This window comes from Corynebacterium sp. HMSC071B10 (assembly GCF_001814825.1).
Classification (GTDB): domain Bacteria; phylum Actinomycetota; class Actinomycetes; order Mycobacteriales; family Mycobacteriaceae; genus Corynebacterium.
Genome location: NZ_KV817941.1, coordinates 1 through 2669, shown reverse-complemented (window position 1 = coordinate 2669; position 2669 = coordinate 1). Strand labels below are relative to the sequence as shown.

3 protein-coding genes and 1 pseudogene are annotated in these 2669 nt (G+C 53.1%); all 4 read left to right on the top strand.

Annotation, left to right across the window (positions count from 1 at the left end):
- Window positions 1–989, top strand: a pseudogene (locus tag HMPREF2990_RS00965) (hypothetical protein); the annotation flags it as partial.
- 145 nt (window positions 990–1134) lie between these two features.
- A complete protein-coding gene (locus HMPREF2990_RS00960) occupies window positions 1135–1401 on the top strand; it encodes a ribbon-helix-helix domain-containing protein (protein ID WP_246817380.1) in 267 nt (88 codons plus the stop codon).
- A 130-nt stretch (window positions 1402–1531) separates the two neighbouring features.
- A complete protein-coding gene (locus tag HMPREF2990_RS00955) occupies window positions 1532–2122 on the top strand; it encodes a ParA family protein (protein WP_070444776.1) in 591 nt (196 codons plus the stop codon).
- Window positions 2119–2385: a hypothetical protein gene (locus tag HMPREF2990_RS00950; RefSeq protein ID WP_070444778.1), complete on the top strand. Its 267-nt coding sequence runs from the start codon at window positions 2119–2121 to the stop codon at window positions 2383–2385. The genes HMPREF2990_RS00955 and HMPREF2990_RS00950 overlap by 4 nt, the downstream gene beginning before the upstream one ends.
- Window positions 2386–2669 lie beyond the last annotated feature (284 nt).

Here is a 2669-nt window from a genome sequence, read left to right as displayed (position 1 = left end):
ATGTGTCCCGTGTCGTCGCTGGTATCGGCAACCTGGATAAAGCTAGCGTTTACGTGCCTATGACCCGTGGACGTGAAGGTAACTTCCTCTACATCGCCGAGACTCAACCGGGAGATACCGAGACCGGGCACGGCCAGATACGCCAGGTTTCTCGGCGTGAGTCTGCCGAGTACGCTCGCGACCTCTTGGTGTCTGCAGGCGTGCGCGCCCAAGGTGACCGCACACCTCAAGCGCTATTTGGACAGGCCAAACAGGACTGGGAACTGGCCAAACTGGTCAATCACCCTACCCATATAGATACTGATAGTCCTTTTGCCGGCACCGAGATGGGTGCCTACATGCAGGCGTTTGCCGCTAAGCGCGAAGCCCGCTTCGTCGACTTCCATGCTCGCGCTCAAGTCGACAGGACCGATGAGGTGGCACAGCCAGAGCTCGCATCCCCTTGCGAGCAGCAGGAACAGGACTTTGGCGATGCTCTGGAGCACCTCGGTACTGAGATAGACCGAGTCAGCGCCCAGCTAGAGACGCTGCGCGGTGAGTACGACCAAGCCAACCAGGCGGTTGAACAGCTCGGGAAGCAATGCGAACAGCAAGAGCAGGTGGTTCGTGAGTCCGTAGAAGAAAAGAACACGAGGGGCTTTTTCGGCAGACTACGCCACGGCAAGGAGGACCAAGCAATCCTCGATGAAGCAATCCGACTGCGCGATAAAGTCGCGCAGCACTACGACCAAGCTGTGGACTATCGCGACAGCTTTACTACCCCGATTCGCCAGTTGGAGACCGAACTCGACACACTGTCTACCCAACGTCGCGATATGCAAGGCCTGAAGAAGTCTATGGACTTCCTCGACTCACTCGGCATGAGCGCTACCGCAGATGACGAGACGGTATCCCGTATCCACCAGCAAGCTGCCGCAGATAACGACTACGACAATGACCAAGACAACTGGCTAGACAACACCCCTAGCAGTGAGGGGCCGGAACTTTAGTAAAGGTCCGGACCCTTCTCGCCGACTCCGAACCTATGGTAAACAATGTTTACACAGTGGAGATATACCGCTGCGGAAAATATCTACACTACCGCAAGGCAAACTGTAAACATTGTTTACACAATAAGTGAAAGGACACCCAGTTATGGTTCAAGGCCCCCACAAGTCAGGACGAGTGGTATCTGTACGGATGCCAGAAGACATCATTGAGCGCTTAGATACTTTGTGTGCTCGAACTGGTCGCAGTCGTGGCTTCTACCTCAAGATGGCAGTTACTGCGATGCTGCCCCAGCTAGAGGAATATCACTGGGAACACGTCGCAGCGGACTTCGAAGATAAGAGCATTGAAAACGAGTTTTACCGCATCATGCTCGCCGGTTTGTCTGTAGAACAAGACGATAAAGAGAACTAAAATACTCATCTACCAGCACGTTTAGAGTTTACAGTAAGCTGTATGTCCGTATGCCTGTAGACCTGTAAAGCAGTATTTACTGAAATATGTAAACTAGTAAACGCAATGACGCATCCACTTAGGAGAAGCCATGATCATTACTGCCATTAACGCCAAGGGTGGCGTTGGCAAGACCACTACAACGATGTTTCTTGCCACGGTTTTCGCTCACCGAGGAAAGACTGTGACTGTCACAGACTTAGACCGACAGGGCTCAGCTCTGGAATGGTCGGAACGCGCGGAAGACGGAGGAGATCCTTTACCGTTTGAGGTTGAGCTGTCCATTCCCAAGCGCGTTGATAGGCAAGCGGCGCTCGTCGGAGACGATGAGTTCATGTTCATTGATGTCCCGCCAGGAGACGAGAACGCTATTGAAGCAGCAATCGCTGTCAGTGACTTCATTATTCTTCCGACCCGTTCTGCCGCGGCCGATCTCTCCCGCGTGTGGGAACTGCGCGACGCAGTCAGCGGGACACCACATGCAGTCCTGCTGACGTTCGCCAGGAAGGGAACCAGCGCCCTTGACGCTGCACGAGAAGCACTCGAAGCAGAACAAATGCCCCACTTTAAAACCGAAATACCGCTACGCGAGGACATGCACCTAGCCTTCGGTTACTGCCCAGGCCCAGACATGCACGGCTATGAACAGGTCGCAGACGAACTCATGGAGATGATGAAATGAGCACCAGCAAAGAACGCGCCAGGGCACAGCAAGGCCCGCGAACCTCGTCAAAGAAAACCGCAAAGCCGACCCCGGCAGTGGAGAAGAAAACAGTACGAGGTGCATTCCACCAACCCACCGGCCGCGACTACGTCAAGAAGATGACCGTCGAAATTGACCGAGAACTTCACTCAGAACTCAAAGTCATCGCCGCGCAAAAAGGCGTGACCATACGCGAGATTGTCAGCAACTACCTCGAAGAATACGTGCGCAACAATAAATAAAGGTTTACAGGAATACAGGTTATGTAAAGATGTATTCCTGTAAACCCAGCAGTTCCACATGCGTCATCCCCACCGCAGTGACGGTAAATATGCGCACGAGAAAATGGGGAAGTAGATCTGCAGACGAAAACAGTTACACATGGAAAGCCATGCGTAACTGCAGGTAAAAGGCACATTTTTCGCGTGTCATGACTACTAAATGACACTGGTGTCATTTAGAGTCGGTGGGAGACAGTGAAAACGAAGAAAGCCACCGGGCGGCAACCCAGTGACTTTCGCTTATC

What these genes read in the sequence shown, in the direction of transcription:
- HMPREF2990_RS00960 (WP_246817380.1), top strand. Translation starts at nt 1,135, where the DNA reads ATGGTTCAAGGCCCCCACAAGTCAGGACGAGTGGTATCTGTACGGATG.
- HMPREF2990_RS00955 (WP_070444776.1), top strand. Translation starts at nt 1,532, where the DNA reads ATGATCATTACTGCCATTAACGCCAAGGGTGGCGTTGGCAAGACCACT.
- HMPREF2990_RS00950 (WP_070444778.1), top strand. Translation starts at nt 2,119, where the DNA reads ATGAGCACCAGCAAAGAACGCGCCAGGGCACAGCAAGGCCCGCGAACC.